General features: G+C 72.3%; 11 protein-coding genes. 2 read left to right on the forward strand and 9 right to left on the reverse strand.

Going from position 1 to position 13,929, the window contains the following annotated elements; genetic code table 11:
• Positions 1-18: 18 nt before the first annotated feature.
• From dut to miaA, 7 genes are all read right to left on the reverse strand, one after another.
• Positions 19-453 carry a dUTP diphosphatase gene (dut, locus tag R7226_RS22475; protein ID WP_318599588.1) on the reverse strand — a complete coding sequence of 145 codons (435 nt, stop codon included), beginning with the start codon at positions 451-453 and terminating at the stop codon, positions 19-21.
• The gene (gene hflX / locus R7226_RS22480; RefSeq protein WP_318599589.1) at positions 450-1,763 is read right to left on the reverse strand and encodes a GTPase HflX; all 1,314 of its coding nucleotides are present in this window, start codon (positions 1,761-1,763) and stop codon (positions 450-452) included. The genes dut and hflX overlap by 4 nt, the downstream gene beginning before the upstream one ends.
• 53 nt (positions 1,764-1,816) lie before the next feature.
• Positions 1,817-4,474 (reverse strand): beta-glucosidase H, encoded by a 2,658-nt coding sequence (locus tag R7226_RS22485; protein WP_318599590.1) that lies wholly within the window; start codon positions 4,472-4,474, stop codon positions 1,817-1,819.
• Between the two features lie 134 nt (positions 4,475-4,608).
• Positions 4,609-7,260 (reverse strand): beta-glucosidase, encoded by a 2,652-nt coding sequence (locus tag R7226_RS22490; protein ID WP_318599591.1) that lies wholly within the window; start codon positions 7,258-7,260, stop codon positions 4,609-4,611.
• 173 nt (positions 7,261-7,433) lie between these two features.
• Positions 7,434-8,597 carry an LL-diaminopimelate aminotransferase gene (locus R7226_RS22495; RefSeq protein ID WP_318599592.1) on the reverse strand — a complete coding sequence of 388 codons (1,164 nt, stop codon included), beginning with the start codon at positions 8,595-8,597 and terminating at the stop codon, positions 7,434-7,436.
• A complete protein-coding gene (dapF, locus tag R7226_RS22500) occupies positions 8,584-9,453 on the reverse strand; it encodes a diaminopimelate epimerase (protein WP_318599593.1) in 870 nt (289 codons plus the stop codon). Before dapF ends, R7226_RS22495 begins: the two co-directional genes overlap by 14 nt.
• Entirely contained in the window at positions 9,450-10,406 is a 957-nt protein-coding gene (gene miaA / locus R7226_RS22505) for a tRNA (adenosine(37)-N6)-dimethylallyltransferase MiaA (protein WP_318599594.1), read from the reverse strand. The genes dapF and miaA overlap by 4 nt, the downstream gene beginning before the upstream one ends.
• Positions 10,407-10,465: 59 nt before the next feature.
• Here miaA and R7226_RS22510 point away from each other — a divergent pair, with 59 nt between their 5' ends.
• Positions 10,466-11,623, forward strand: a complete 1,158-nt coding sequence (locus R7226_RS22510; protein ID WP_318599595.1) for an FIST signal transduction protein — start codon at positions 10,466-10,468, stop codon at positions 11,621-11,623.
• Between the two features lie 6 nt (positions 11,624-11,629).
• On the opposite strand, the gene R7226_RS22515 is transcribed toward R7226_RS22510, so the two are convergent.
• Positions 11,630-12,637 (reverse strand): metallophosphoesterase family protein, encoded by a 1,008-nt coding sequence (locus tag R7226_RS22515; RefSeq protein WP_318599596.1) that lies wholly within the window; start codon positions 12,635-12,637, stop codon positions 11,630-11,632.
• Positions 12,638-12,831: 194 nt separating this feature from the next.
• On the opposite strand from R7226_RS22515, the gene R7226_RS22520 reads away from it, so the two are divergent.
• Positions 12,832-13,626, forward strand: a complete 795-nt coding sequence (locus R7226_RS22520; protein WP_318599597.1) for an SDR family NAD(P)-dependent oxidoreductase — start codon at positions 12,832-12,834, stop codon at positions 13,624-13,626.
• Between the two features lie 29 nt (positions 13,627-13,655).
• Here R7226_RS22520 and R7226_RS22525 read toward each other — a convergent pair.
• A partial coding sequence (locus R7226_RS22525) for a helix-turn-helix domain-containing protein (protein WP_318599599.1) occupies positions 13,656-13,929 on the reverse strand: 274 nt, incomplete at its 5' end.

A 13,929-nucleotide genomic window follows, 5' to 3' on the forward strand; every position in this document is an offset into this window, starting at 1 on the left:
ACGTCGCTGCCGAACCGCTCAGCTGCCGCTGGAGCCGAAGCCGCCGCTGCCGCGACTGCTGTCGGGCAGCTCGTCGACCTCGACGGTCTGCGGCAGCTCGACGGCGATCAGCACGAGCTGGGCGATGCGATCGCCGACGGCGATCTCGCACGGCTCCTGCGCGTCGGTGTTGAGCAGCAGCACCCGCAGCTCGCCGCGGTAGCCGGCGTCGATCAGGCCCGGCGCGTTGACGAGCGCGATCCCTCTCTTCAGCGCCAGCCCGGAGCGCGGCAGCACGAGGCCGGCCTGGCCGTGCGGGATCGCGACCGCCAGTCCGGTGCCGACGGCGGCGCGCGCGCCCGGCGCCAGCGTCAGCGCCTCGACGCTGTGGAGGTCGAGCCCGGCGTCGCCGTCGTGCGCGCGGCGGGGCAGCACCGCGTCAGGGTGCAGGCGCTTCAGCGGGAGGGCGCTCACGAAGCCGGCTGCCCGTTGACGGCGTAGCGCTCGAAGCGGGCGGCGACCGTCGCCGGCAGTCTGACCGTGACGCGCACGCCCTCGGGCGTGTCCTCGCGCACGAGGTCGCCGGCGATCTCGTGCAGCTCGGCAAGTCTGCCGCCCTCGCTGTAGGGCAGCAGCAGCTCGACGTCGCGCAGGCGGCGCTCGAACTCCTCCTCGATCCGCTCGCCGAGCGCCTCCAGCCCCTCGCCCGTCCGGGCCGAGACCAGCAGGCCTCTGGGGTGGCGCAGCTGGACGTCGTGGCGGCCGTCGTCGTCGAGCGCGTCGGCCTTGTTGAGGATCAGCATGCGCGGCTGCTCGTCGGCGCCCAGCTCCTCGAGCACGGAGTCGACGGCGCGCATCATCTCGTTCAGCTCCTCCTCGGGCGCGGAGGCGTCGACGACGTGCAGCAGCAGGTCGGCCAGCCGCGTCTCCTCCAGCGTCGCTCCGAACGCCTGCACCAACTGGTGCGGCAGCTTGCGGATGAAGCCGACCGTGTCGGTCAGCAGGTAGTCGCGACCGCCGAGCTTGTACGAGCGCGTCGTCGGGTCGAGCGTGTGGAAGAGCCGGTCGCGGACGCCGACCTCGGCGCCGGTCAGTCTGTTCAGCAGCGTCGACTTGCCGGCGTTCGTGTAGCCGACGAGCGCGACCGTCGGCAGCTGCGCACGGGCGCGCTCGGCGCGCATCGTCTCGCGCGAGCCTCTGACGCGCTCCAGTCTGCGCCGCAGCGCCGTGATGCGATCGCGCGCGAGGCGGCGGTCGGTCTCGATCTGCGACTCGCCCGGGCCGCGCGTGCCGACGCCGGCGCCGAGCCGTTCGAGGTGGGTCCACAGCCCGCGCATGCGCGCGAGGTTGTACTCCAGCTGCGCCAGCTCGACCTGCAGCTTGCCCTCGGCCGAGTGGGCGTGGCCGGCGAAGATGTCGAGGATCACCGTGGTGCGGTCGACGACCGGCGTGTCGAGCGCTCTCTCGAGGTTGCGCTCCTGGCGCGGGCTCAGCTCGTCGTCGCATGCGACGACGTTGGCGCCTGACTCCTTCAGCGCCGCCTTCAGCTCCTCGAGCTTGCCGGATCCCAGATAGGTGTTGGGATGCGGCTTCTCCATGTGCTGGACGGTCTGCCCGACGACGGCGACACCCGCGGTGCGCAGCAGCTCCTGCAGCTCGGAGAGGTCGTCGCCCTCCTCCAGCGCCGCGATCATGTAGGCGCGCTGGCGCGCGCGCCCGGCGGTCGATCTCTCATTCGCAGGCGTCTCGTTCAAGCGCCCGTTGCGGCTGCGGGTCGTCGTCATCTGCTGACCAGTCTAGTGGGGACGCGACGACCCGCGGGAACCGCTTCAGGCACCTATCTGACGTTCACCACCCCCGCCAGCCGGACGTCCTCCGACGACGAGCCGACGTACACCTGCACGCGGCCGGCCGGCGTCACCCAGTGCTGCGAGCCGCTGTCCCAGTACGACAGCGAGCGGCGCGGGATCGTCACCGTCACGCGCTCTCTCTGTCTCGCCGCCAGCGGCACGCGCACGAAGCCGGCCAGCTGTCTCGGCGGCGTCGCGACGAATCTCGTCGGCAGCCGGCCGATGTAGACCTGCGCGACCTCGCTGCCGGCGCGGTTGCTGGCGTTGCGCAGCGTGAAGGTCGCCGTCGCGTCGCCGGTTCCGCCTCTCAGCTGCAGTCTGCGATAGGCGAATCTGGAGTACGAGAGGCCGTGGCCGAACGGATACGACGGCGTCAGGCCGCGCTGGCCGAAGCCGCGGTAGCCGACGAACACGCCCTCGTCGAAGTCGACCACGTCGTCGACCTCGATGCCCGGCACCTGACCCTCGTCGGCCGGCACCGTCGCCGGCAGCTTGCCGGACGGGTTGACGTCGCCGAAGAGCAGGTCGGCGATCGCGCCGCCCTGCTCCTGGCCGGGATACCACGCGTGCAGGATCGCTCCGACGGAGTCCTCCCACGTCGAGGTCTTCGACGGCGCGCCGGTCTCGACCACGACGACCGTGTTCGGGTTGGCGCGGCCGACCGCGCGGATCAGCAGGTCCTGCTCCTTCGGCAGGTCGAGCGTCGGTCTGTCGGCCTCGCGCGCGGCGCCCTCGGTCTCGTAGTCGCGCACGACCACCACGGCCGCGTCGGCAGCGCGCGCGTCGGCGACGGCGTCACGCATCGCCGGGCTCAGCACGTCCTCCGGGTGCTGCCAGAAGAAGCGCACCTGGCCGCCCTGGTAGCCGTTCAGCGCGGCTGCGCTGTAGTCGATCCGGATCGTGTGCGGCTCGCCGCCGACCAGTCTGATCGCTCTGCCGACGGTGACGACTCTGTCGCCGCTGGTCGTCGCGAAGACCTCGCCGTCGATCCGCAGCGTCGCGTCGCCGCGGGCGGTCAGCCCGAGCGTGTACTCGGCGGTCGCCGGCGCGATCAGATTGCCCTCCCAGCGGGCCGAGATGCTGCCGGTGAGGCTGAAGTCGCCTCTGGCCGCGAAGGCGGCGACGGTCGCCGACTGCGTCGCCTTCGGCGAGGCGGCGCTGAACCAGTTCTGGAAGCCGAAGTTGACGTTCACCTCGGGATCGGTCTGGTCGACCTTCGGCGCGCCGTCGAACGTCGTGTTCGTCCAGTAGCGGGCGTGCAGGCCGCGGTCGGCGGCGCCGCCGCCGGCAGGCCGCAGCAGCGTCGACGGAACCGGCACCGGGCCGCCGAGCAGATCGCCCTCGTTGACGCCGTCGGTGCCGGCGGCGTAGGTCACTCTGACGTTGTCGCCGGCGCGTGCTCTGATCCCGGCGAGCGGGCTGATCTCACGCGTGGCGAACGGGATCACGGCCGAGCCGCCGCCCTGCGCCGAGGCGTTGTCGGCGTCGGGGCCGATCACGGCGAGGCTGCGCAGCCGTCCGCCCGGTCTCAGCGGCAGCACTCTGCGCTCGTTCTTCAGCAGCACCGAGCCCTCCTGCGCGACCTGGCGCGCGAGCGCCGAGTGGGCGTCGGCGTCGAAGGCGCGGTCGGCTCTCGGCAGCGTCTCGAACAGGCCGAGCCCGACCATCGGGCGCAGGATCCGGCGCGCCATGTCGTCGAGGCGGCCTTCTGAGACGTCACCGGCCGCGACGGCCGCGACCAGTCTCGCGCCGAAGTTGGCGCTGTCCGGTCCCTGGTCGCCGGGCTGCTCCTGGTCGAGCCCGTTGTTGGCGGCGCGCGCCGTGCTCGGCGTCGCGTTGTAGTCGCTCATGACGAACCCTCTGAAGCCGTAGTCGCCCTTCAGCAGGGTGTTCATCAGCGGGTTCTCGCAGGCGTAGACGCCGTTGATTCTGTTGAAGGCGCACATCGCCGCGCCCGGATGCGAGTTCTGGATCGCCAGCTCGTACGGCTTCGCGTAGATCTCGTGCAGCGTGCGGTCGTCGACGCGCGCGTCGTAGGTGAAGCGGTCGGTCTCCTGCACGTAGCCGACGAAGTGCTTGATCGTCGCCATCACCGGGTTGGACTGGATCCCGTTGATGTAGCCGGAGGCGATCGTGCCGCTCAGCAGCGGATCCTCGCCGTAGCCCTCGAAGGCGCGGCCCCACAGCGGCGAGCGCGGGATGTCGACGCTCGGGCCGAGCTGCGTGTTGTGGCCGGTGTGGAACGCCTCGTCGCCGATCGCGGCGCCGACCTGCTCGACCAGCGCCGGGTTCCACGTCGCGCCCATCGCGGTGCCGGACGGGAAGCGCGTCGTTCTGCGGTCGATCTCCGGGTTGGCGACGCGGACGCCGATCGGGCCGTCGGCCATCGGCTGCGCGGGGATGCCTACTCGCTCGATCGGGTTGTTGTAGAAGCCGAAGAAGTTGTTCAGCTCGCCGGTGGCGAGATCAGCTTTCTCCTCGGTCGTGAGCTGGTCGAGCAGCTGCTCGACTCTCTGCTCGACAGCGGGGTCGGCGTCCCAGGGCGGTGCCTGGGCAAGCGCCGCGGACGGCGCTCCGACGAAGATCACGGCAACGCTCAACGCACCGGCCAAGGCCGCGCGAGAGCGCAGGGACGTGCCGCTCATGAAGTTCCCCCTTCAAGAGGTACGGATGGTGCGCAGCGGTCTATCCACCTCGTTGCGATCGGCACCATGCGCGTGGCGCGCGCGGACCCCCGCGCGCGCCACGAACTCGTACGTTCAATTAAGCGCGAAGCCCGCTATCTGACATTGATCACCCCTGCCAGTGCCGCGTCGTCGGAGTCACCGCCGACGTAGACCGGCACACGGCCGGACGGCGTCACCCAGTGCTGAGCGCCGCTGTCCCAGTACGACAGCGCGCTGCGCGGGATCGTCACCGACGTGCGCGCTCTGGCACCCGGCGCGAGCGTCAGGCGCGTGAAGCCGGCGAGCTGCTTCGGCGGCGTCGCGACGAATCTCGTCGGCAGCCGGCCGACGTACACCTGCACGACCTCGGTGCCGGCGCGTCTGCCCGTGTTTCTCACGGTGAACGTCACCTGCGGGTCACCTGCGCCGCCTCTCACGCGCAGTCTTCTGTACGCGAAGGTGGTGTAGGAGAGCCCGAAGCCGAACGGGTAGGCCGCCTGGATGCCGCGGCGCTGGTAGCCGCGGTAGCCGACGAAGATGCCCTCGGAGTACTGCGCGAGCAGGTTGACGCCGGGGAACTGCTCCAGCGTCGAGGTCGGCGTCTGCGTCTCGTCGACCGGGACCGTCGCCGGCATCTTGCCGGACGGGTTGACGTCGCCGAACAGCACGTCGGCGATCGCGTTGCCCTGCTCCTGACCGGGATACCAGGCGTGCACGATGCCGCGCACGTCCTCCTCCCACGTCGAGGTCTTCGTCGGCGCGCCCGTCTCGATCACGACGACGGTGCGCGGGTTGACGCGCGCCACGCGGCGGATCAGCTGATCCTGCTCCTTCGGGAGGTCGAGCGACGGGCGGTCGCCCGGGCCCTCGCTCTCGTAGTCGCGCACGACGACGACGGCCACGTCGGCGGCGCGCGCGTCGGCGACGGCGTCGCTCATCGCGGGCGAGACGACGTCGTCCGGGTGCTGCCAGAAGAAGCGCACTTGGCCGCCCTGGTACGTGCTCTCGCGCGCGGCGGAGTAGTCGATCCGCACCGTGTGCGGCTGCCCGGCGGTCAGTCTGATCGTTCTGCCGATCGACGACAGCGCGCCGGTGTGCTGGACGAAGACGTCGCCGTCGAGTCGCAGCGTCGCGTCGCCGCGGGCGGTCAGGCCGAGCGTGTACTCGGCGGTCGCCGGAGCGATCAACGAGCCGGTCCAGCGGGCCGACAGGTCGCTCGTCGCGAGGCCGCGCGTCTCACGCAGCGTCGGCACCTTCGGCGACGCGGCGTTGAACCCGGGGAAGTTGTAGAAGCCCCAGTTGACGTTCACGCCGACGTCGGTCTGGCTGATCTGCGGATCGCCCGAGAACGTCGTGTTCGGCCAGTACTGCGCGGAGAGGCCGCGGTCGCCCGGCGCCCCGTCGCTCGGCCGCAGGACGGTCGACGGCACGGGCGCGGGCCCGGGCAGCAGGTCGCCCTCGGTGATGCCGTCGGTGCCGGCGGCGTAGGTCACTCTGACGTCGCTTCCGGCGCGCGCTCTGATGCCGTCGAGCGGGCTGACGGTGTAGGTCGGTCTGACGACGGAGGAGCCGCCGCCCTGTGCGGAGGCGTTGTCGGCGTCGGGGCCGATCACCGCGATGCTGGTGAGCGCGTCGGGGTCGGGTCTCAGCGGCAGCGCGCGGCGCTCGTTCTTCAGCAGCACCATGCCCTGCGCGGCGATCGAGCGCGCGATCTGGCCGTGCTCTCTCTGCGGCAGCGGTCTGATCAGCGGCGGGTTCTCGAACAGCCCGAGGCCGATCATCGGCCGCAGGATCCGGCGCGCCATGTCGTTGAGCCGCGACACCGGCACGTCGCCGGCCTGGACGGCCGCGACCAGTCTCGCGCCGAAGTTGGCGCTGCCCGGTCCCTGGTCGCCCGGCTGCTCCTGGTCGAGCCCGTTGTTGGCCGCTCTCGCCGTGTTTCTCGGCGTCGCGTTGTAGTCGCTCATGATGAAGCCGCGGAAGCCGTACTCGCCCTTCAGCAGCGTGTTCATCAGCGGGTTCTCGCAGGCGTAGACCTCGTTGATGCGGTTGAACGAGCACATCGCGGCGCCCGGTCTGGAGGCCGCGACGGCGATCTCGTACGGCCGGCCGTAGATCTCGTGCAGCGCGCGGTCGTCGACCTGCGCGGAGACTCTGAAGCGCTCGGTCTCCTGGTTGTAGGCGATGAAGTGCTTGATCGTCGCGATCACGGGCCGTCTCTGGACCGCGGAGACGTAGGCGGACCCGAGCGTGCCGTTCAGCAGCGGATCCTCGCTGAAGCCTTCGAAGGCGCGGCCCCAGCGGGCGTCGCGCGCGATGTCGAGCGATGGCGCGAGCAGCACGTTGTGGCCGGTCGCGAATGCCTCGTCGGCGATCAGGCCGCCATAGGCGTCGGCCAGCTCGGTCGAGAAGGTCGCGCCGAGCGCGCTCGCCGACGGCAGCTGGGTCGAGCGCTGGCCGTTGACGTTCGGGTTCGCGATGCGAGCGCCGACGGGACCGTCGGCCATCGTCTGGGCCGGGATCCCGAGCCGCTCGATCGGGTTGTTGTAGAAGCCGTAGAAGTTGTTGATTCTGCCGGTCGCGAGGTCGGCCTTCTCCTCGGTGGTGAGCTGGCCGATCAACGTCTCGACACGTTGCTGGACGGCAGGATCGGTGGCCCAGTCCGGTTCCTGGGCGAGCGCGCCGGGCGGCGCTCCGACGACGATGAGGGCAGCGCTGAGCGCGCCGGCGAGAGCCGCGCGCTTGCGCAGGGACATGCCGCTCATGAAGATCCCCCTTCAAGAGGTGCGGATGGTGCGTGACGGCCTAACCGCTTGTGGCGATACGCACCATCTGCAGGCGGCGCTCTGACCCCTCAGCGCGCCAGCCCTCGCCCGCGAGTTCCCACCGACGCGACGCAGTGCGGCGCGCCGGCGTGGAACTCGCTGTGCTGACGAAGTCAGCCCAATCTCTTGATCCGCTCGACCGCCTCCAGCAGGCGGTCGTCGGGCGTCGTGAGCGAGATGCGGAAGAAGCCCTCGCCGCTGGCGCCGTAGGCGCCGCCCGGGGAGATCACGACGGCGGCCTGCTCCAGCACGTGCTCGCAGTAGGCGGCCGAGGAGTCGTAGCCGGCGGGGATCGGCGCCCACACGTAGATCGTGCCCTTGGGCGCTCTCACGTCGACGCCGGCGGCCGTCAGCGCCTCGACGACGAGGTCGCGGCGGCGCGTGTAGACGGCGTTCATCGCCGCCACGTCGTTGTCGACCGCGGGCGAGAGCGCCTCGACGGCGGCGAGCTGGACGGCCTCGAACAGGCCCGAGTCGACGTTGCTCTTCAGCTTCCAGTAGGCCGCGATCGCGTCGGCGTTGCCGACGATCGCCGCCGCCCGCCAGCCGGTCATGTTGTAGCCCTTGGAGAGCGAGAAGACCTCGACGCCGACCTCCTTGGCGCCGGGCGTCGAGAGGAACGACGGCGCCTCGTAGCCGTCGTACGTCGTCTCGCTGTAGGCGTTGTCGTGCACGACGAGGATGTCGTGCTGCTTCGCGAACGCGACGACCTTCTCGAAGAAGCCCTCCGGCACGATCGCGCCGGTCGGGTTGTTCGGGTAGTTGATGAACAGCAGCTTGGCGCGCTGCGCGTCGGCGTCGGAGATCGCGTCGAGGTCGGGCGCGAAGCCCAGCTCCGGCTTCAGCGGCATCAGCACGGCGCTCGCGCCGGCCAGCAGCGGGCCACCGGTGTAGACCGGGTAGCCGGGATCGGAGGCGAGCGCGACGTCCTCGGGGTCGAGGAAGGTCAGCGACAGGTTGAAGATGCACTCCTTCGCGCCGATCGCCGGCATGATCTCCGTCGCCGGGTCGAGCGTGACCCCGAAGCGGCGCGCGTAGAAGGCCGCGACAGCCTGGCGGAAGTCGTCGCGCCCGCGGTTCGACGGGTACTGGTGCGTGCCGGGGTCCGCGACCGCCTTCTGCATCGCCGCGACGATCGGGGCGTAGGTCGGCGTGTCGGGATCGCCGATGCCGAGCGAGATGACGTCGATGCCCGCCGCCTTCTTCTCGGCGATCTTCTTCTCCAGCTGGGCGAAGAGGTACGGCGGGATCAGGTCGAGTCGCTTACTCGGTCTCATGCAGCTCCTTCAGGAAGTTCTCGGACAGCTCGGCCGCGAAGACGGGCACGGCCCAGCCGGTCAGGTTCACGTGCAGGTCCTCCGCGACCTCGACCTCGAGGTCGCCGCCGTCGAGCACGACGGTGACGGTCGAGAGGTCGGGATCGTCGCCCCCGCCGCCGCGCAGCACGTGCGCGACCGCCGCGCCGGTCGCGCCGGTGCCGGAGGAGAGCGTCTCGCCGACGCCGCGCTCGAAGATCCGCGCGCGGATGCGGTCGGGCGCCAGCTCGGCGTACCAGGAGACGTTCGTGCGGTTGGGGAACAGCTCGTGATGCTCGAGCGCGCCGCCGATCGCGGGCAGGTCGAGCGCCTCCAGCGCCTCCACCGAATCGACCCGGATCGAGCACTGCGGGTTGCCGATCGAGACGTGCTGGAAGCTCCAGGTCGTGCCGTCGGCGGTCAGCTCGGCGGCGCCGTCGGCGGGGCCGGAGGGGAAGTCCTTCGAGGTCAGCTTCGCGCGGCCCATGTCGACCTTGCAGGTCGTCGGGCCGGTGATCGACGGGCGGATCTCACCGGCCGCGGTCATGATCGAGAACTCGTCGCTGTCGACCCAGCCGCGCTGGCGCAGGTACATGATCGCCTCGCGCGCGCCGTTGCCCGACAGCTCGGCCTCCGAGCCGTCCGGGTTGAAGATCTTCAGCGACGCGACGTAGCCCGGCTCGTCGCTTCTGGACAGCAGCAGGATGCCGTCGGCGAAGACGCCGAAGTGCGCGGCGCAGAAGGCGCGGATGCGGGCGGGGGTCAGCTCGAACGGGAGCGCGTCGGCCTCGACGATCGCGTAGTCGTTGCCAAGCGCCTGCCACTTCTCGAACTTCACGCTGCCTCCGGGGTCTGGGACGGGTCTGGGACGGGCGGTTGCCGGCGGCGGAGGTTATCGATGATGGCCGCGATCTCGTCGGCGTCGCGATCGGTCGCGTCGATCGTCTCGACGCCCGCCAGCTTGCGCATCCAGGTCAGCTGGCGCTTGGCGTAGTTGCGCGTGCGGCGCTTCATCCCCTCGACGTCGCCGGTCAGCAGGTCGTCGAAGCCGAGCGCCTTGCGCGCCGTCTCCGACGCGCCGGCGGCGTTGGCGCGCACGACCTCCTCGCGCGCGCCGGCCGCGATCATCGCGTCGACGCGCTCCTCGATCCGCGCGTACAGCTGCTCGCGCTCGAGCGTCAGGCCCGCGAGCACCGTCGGCTGCCGCACCTCGGCGGTCCACAGCTGCGAGGGGCCGGGCGCGTCCTCAGACGGCGGTTCGAGCGCGCCGGCGTCGAGCAGCTCGTGCGCGCGCACGATCCGCTGCCGGTCGTTGGGGTCGATCGTCTCTGCCGCCCACGGCGCCCGCGCCGCCAGCCGCGCGTGCAGCGCCGGGGCGCCGACCAGCTCCAGCTCGGCGGTCCAGCGCTCGCGCGCGCCCTGCGGCGGCGGCGGCTTCAGCGACAGCTCCGTCAGCGCCGCGCGCAGGTAGAGGCCGGTGCCGCCGACGACGATCGGCGTGCGCCCCTGCTCCAGCGCGCCGTCGATCTCCGCGTGCGCGAGCTGCGCGTACTGCCCGGCGCTGAAGGTCTCCTCGACCGGCAGGAACGAGATCAGCCTGTGCTCCAGCTCCGCCTGCTCGGTCGCGTCGGCGGCGCCGGTCACCGTTTCGAGGCCGGCGTAGACCTGCAACGCGTCGGCCGAGATCGCGACCGGCTCCTCCCCCGCGGCCCGCAGCCGCCGCGCCAGCGCGAGCGCGACGGCCGTCTTGCCGATCCCCGTGGGACCGAAGATCGCGATGACGGCGGGCATGCGCTGATTATCCCGCGAGAACGGTCGAGCGGCCTGGCGGTCAGCAGTATGGTGGTGCGATGGGCGCACGCATCGGCACAGGGGTCTCGACACATGGCGACGCCCGCGTCGGCGCGATCGAGGCCGCCCATGCGGCCGGCCAGGCGCTCGCGGGCGAGAAGGCCGACCTGGCGATCGTCTTCGCCGCCGGCGCCCACCTCGCCGCGCCCGAGGCGACGCTCGAAGGCGTCCACGAGGCGCTGCGCCCGCCGGAGCTGATCGGCTGCGGCGCCGGCGGCGTGCTCGGCTGCGGGGCTGAGCACGAGGGCGGCACCGCGGTCGCGGTCTGGGCCGCCTCGCTCGGCGGCGGCCGTGCGACGACCTTCCACGCGACCGCGCAGCAGATCGACGAGACGATCGCGGTGACCGGGATGGAGGAGCTGACCGGCGCGCGCGGCGCGATCCTGCTGCCCGACCCGTTCAGCTTCCCGACCGACGCGCTGCTGATGGACCTCGCCGACCGCGCGCCCGGCGTGCCGATCGTCGGCGGACTCGCCAGCGCGCGCACCGCCGAGGGCGCGACCGCGCTCTTCCACGGCGACCGCGTCTGCGAGTCGGGCGCCGTCGGCGTGCGGCTCGACGGCGTCGACCTGCTGCCGTGCGTCTCGCAGGGCGCGACCCCGGTCGGCCCTGAGATGACGGTCACCGCCGCCGAGGGCAACGTCATCACCGAGCTGGCCGGCAGACCGGCGCTCGACCACATACGCGCGACGATCGAGGAGCTGGACGCGTACGAGCGGACGCTGATCGCCGGCGGCCTGCTGGTCGGCGTCGTCGTCGACGGCGGCCAGCCCGACTACGTCCACGGCGACTTCCTCGTGCGCGGCCTGCTCGGCGCCGACCCGGTCGCCGGCACGATCGCGATCGCCGCGCGCGTCGAGCCCGGCCAGGTGATGCGCCTGCACGCGCGCGACGCCGCCTCCGCCGACCGCGACCTGCACGACCAGCTGAAGCTGCGCGTCGAGGCGCTCGGCGGCGCGCCGGCCGGCGCGCTCGCCTTCGCCTGCCACTCGCGCGGCCGCGAGATGTTCGGCATCGCCGACCATGACGCCGGCCTGCTCGCCGAGGAGCTCGGCGGCGCCCCCTCGGCCGGCTTCTTCGCCGCCGGCGAGATCGGCCCGGTCGGCGGTGCATCGTTCATGCACTCGTTCACCGCCACAGTGGCCCTGTTCGGATAGCGCGACTCAGCGCCCGCCGGTCGCCGGCCCGTCGGCGGAGACCTCGCGCTCGCCGACCTCGCGGTAGGACCAGTAGCCGATCTCCGAGCTGCCGTCGCGGTGGAGGTCGACGATCGCGAAGCCGGGCGGCGTGTCGCGGTAGCCGGGGTCGCTCGCGTCCCACCAGTTGCCGCTCACCGCGCCGCCGCAGGCGAACCGCACGGTGTTGTAGGTGATGTCGTCGCGCACGTGGTTGTGGCCGCTGAGCGCCAGCCGCACGTTGCGGTGGCTCAACAGCAGCTCGTTGATCTCCGGCAGGTCGGAGTGCACGCCCCAGCCGCCGGGCACGTCGAAGCCGCCGTCGGCGCGCCGCAGGCCGGCGTCGGTGAACGGCAGCGCCGTCTGCAGCGGGATGTGCGACGCGATCACCACGTGCGTCGAGGCCGGCGTCTGCGCCAGCTCCTGCTCGAGCCACGCGGTCTGCTCGGCGCCGAGACGGCCGACGTAGCCGGAGCCGCCGGTCAGCTCGATCGAGTCGAGCACGATCAGCTTCCAGGCGCCGAGCCGGCGCGCGTACCAGCCGCGCTCCAGCCCCAGCTCCCTGTGCGCCCACGCCTTGCCGCTCAGCGGGTCGCCGGCCGAGCCGGGCCCGGTCCAGCAGTCGTGGTTGCCGATCACGTGCGCGACCGGCACGCCCACGCGCTCGTAGACGCGCCGGTGGATCGCCCACTGCGCCTCGACGCTGGCGCGGTCCTGCACGAGCGCGTCGTAGATCGCGTCGCCGCCCTGGACGATCAGGTCCGGCCGGTAGCGCAGACCGAGCTGCAGCGCGCGCAGCGTCTCGGTCTCCGACCGCGCCGCGTTCGGCGTCACGTGCGCGTCGGTGAAGTGCAGCAGGCGGACTCGTCCCCAGCTCGGGAACGGCGGGCGGTTCCCGTGCGCGGAGGCGGCACCGGGAGTGGCGGCGACGGCGGCGCCGACCGACGCGGCACCGGCGCCGGCGAGGAAGCGCCGGCGCGTCGAAGCGTTGCTCATGAGGACCTCGGAGGTGGCGAGGGGACGGAGGATGCGACCGCCGCGGACGCTAGGCCGCCCCGCCGATGCCAGTGTTGTCCGCCCGTTACCGGTCCGTGAGCGGACGCGCGAGGTTTCAGCGGGCGGCGGTTACCAGAGGAGTTGCACGCTGCTGTGGCGCACGCGGGGCGCGTGCGTCTGGCAGGCTTGCACGCATGACCGAGATCCAGGGCACCACAATTCTGCTGACCGGCGCGAGCGGGGGAATCGGCCAGGCGATCGCACGCGCGCTCGCCGCGCGCGGCGGCCGGCTGATCCTCACCGGCCGGCGTGCGGAGGTGCTGGAGCCGCTCGCGCGGGAGCTCGGCGGGCGGGCGCTCGCGGTCGACCTCGCCGACCGCGCGGCGCCGGAGCGGCTGGTCGCGCAGGCCGGTGACGTCGACGTGCTCGTCGCCAACGCCGCGCTGCCGGCCAGCGGCACGCTCGACGACTACTCGCTGGAGCAGATCGACCGCGCGCTCGACGTCAACCTGCGCGCGCCGATCGCGCTCGCGAAGCTGCTGGCCGAGCCGATGGCCGCGCGCGGCCGCGGCCACCTCGTCTTCATCTCGTCGCTGTCGGGCAAGTCGGCGCAGCCCGGCGGCTCGCTCTACTCGGCGACGAAGTTCGGCATGCGCGGCTTCGCGCTCGGCCTGCGCGAGGACCTGCGCGACCGCGGCGTCGGCGTCTCGACCGTCTTCCCCGGCTTCATCCGCGACGCCGGCATGTTCGCCGAGGCCGGTGTCGAGCTGCCGAAGGGCGTCGCGACGCGCTCGCCGGAGGACGTCGCCGCCGGCGTCGTGAAGGCGATCGAGCAGAACCGCGCCGAGCTGGACGTCGCTCCGCTGAGCCTGCGCGCCGGCGCGATCGCCGCGGGCGTCGCGCCGCAGCTCGCCGCCAATATCAGCCGCAAGCTCGGCAACGCGAGAGTGACGCGCGAGCTGGCCGCCGGTCAGCGCGACAAGCGCTAGCTGACCATGCCCGCCGCGGCACCGCCGGTCTAGCCGTCGCGCTCCTCCCCGAGCAGGCCGCGACCGGTCGCGTCGGCCGCGGCCGCGGCGCGCGTCGGCTGGCCGAGCTTGCGACGGATGTTGGCGACGTGGCGATGGACGGTGTGCGGGCTGAGCACCAGCACGGCGGCGATCTGCGCGTCGCCGAGTCCGCGCGCGACCAGCCGCAGGATCTCCCGCTCGCGCGGGGTGAGTGGGTTGGCGTCGCGCGGCGCGGGCGGCGCGGGCGCGGCGGCTGCGCCGGCGGGCGGCGCGGCGTCGCCG

This window comes from Conexibacter stalactiti, from assembly GCF_033542075.1.
Taxonomy (GTDB): Bacteria; Actinomycetota; Thermoleophilia; order Solirubrobacterales; family Solirubrobacteraceae; genus Conexibacter; species Conexibacter stalactiti.

Bases quoted from the DNA above. Each gene is read 5' to 3' on its own strand.
- hflX (WP_318599589.1), bottom strand. From the start codon at position 1,763: ATGACGACGACCCGCAGCCGCAACGGGCGCTTGAACGAGACGCCTGCG.
- R7226_RS22485 (WP_318599590.1), bottom strand. From the start codon at position 4,474: ATGAGCGGCACGTCCCTGCGCTCTCGCGCGGCCTTGGCCGGTGCGTTG.
- R7226_RS22490 (WP_318599591.1), bottom strand. From the start codon at position 7,260: ATGAGCGGCATGTCCCTGCGCAAGCGCGCGGCTCTCGCCGGCGCGCTC.
- R7226_RS22495 (WP_318599592.1), bottom strand. From the start codon at position 8,597: ATGAGACCGAGTAAGCGACTCGACCTGATCCCGCCGTACCTCTTCGCC.
- miaA (WP_318599594.1), bottom strand. From the start codon at position 10,406: ATGCCCGCCGTCATCGCGATCTTCGGTCCCACGGGGATCGGCAAGACG.
- R7226_RS22510 (WP_318599595.1), top strand. From the start codon at position 10,466: ATGGGCGCACGCATCGGCACAGGGGTCTCGACACATGGCGACGCCCGC.
- R7226_RS22515 (WP_318599596.1), bottom strand. From the start codon at position 12,637: ATGAGCAACGCTTCGACGCGCCGGCGCTTCCTCGCCGGCGCCGGTGCC.
- R7226_RS22520 (WP_318599597.1), top strand. From the start codon at position 12,832: ATGACCGAGATCCAGGGCACCACAATTCTGCTGACCGGCGCGAGCGGG.